The organism is Streptococcus mitis (assembly GCF_946190275.1).
In the GTDB taxonomy this organism is placed as follows: Bacteria; Bacillota; Bacilli; order Lactobacillales; family Streptococcaceae; genus Streptococcus; species Streptococcus mitis_DC.
Window position 1 is genome coordinate 1 of record NZ_CAMHZQ010000056.1, and the last position, 392, is coordinate 392.

Sequence of the window (392 nt, forward strand, 5' to 3'; positions counted from 1 at the left end):
TCTTCTGCTGACTTAGTTAAGTCTGCTGCTGGAATGACCGCTGTTTTACCATTTACTGTTACTGTTGCATTTCCTTTATCATCTACTACAACTTCAGCTCCTGGATTTACTGCTTTAACTTTAGCAACAATTGCATCTTTCTCATCTTGTGTTAATGAGTCTGGGTTTGCTACTACTGTCTTATCTGCTGGTTTAACAATGTCGTTGCCTGCATTTGGTTTAGCTGCTTCTTCTGCTGACTTAGTTAAGTCTGCTGCTGGAATGACCGCTGTTTTACCATTTACTGTTACTGTTGCATTTCCTTTATCATCTACTACAACTTCAGCTCCTGGATTTACTGCTTTAACTTTAGCAACAATTGCATCTTTCTCATCTTGTGTTAATGAGTCTGG

Annotated in this window: 1 pseudogene; it reads right to left on the bottom strand. The window is 39.0% G+C overall.

The window, feature by feature from the left end:
* A pseudogene (locus tag N8M20_RS10210) lies at nucleotides 1–392 on the bottom strand (hypothetical protein); the annotation flags it as partial.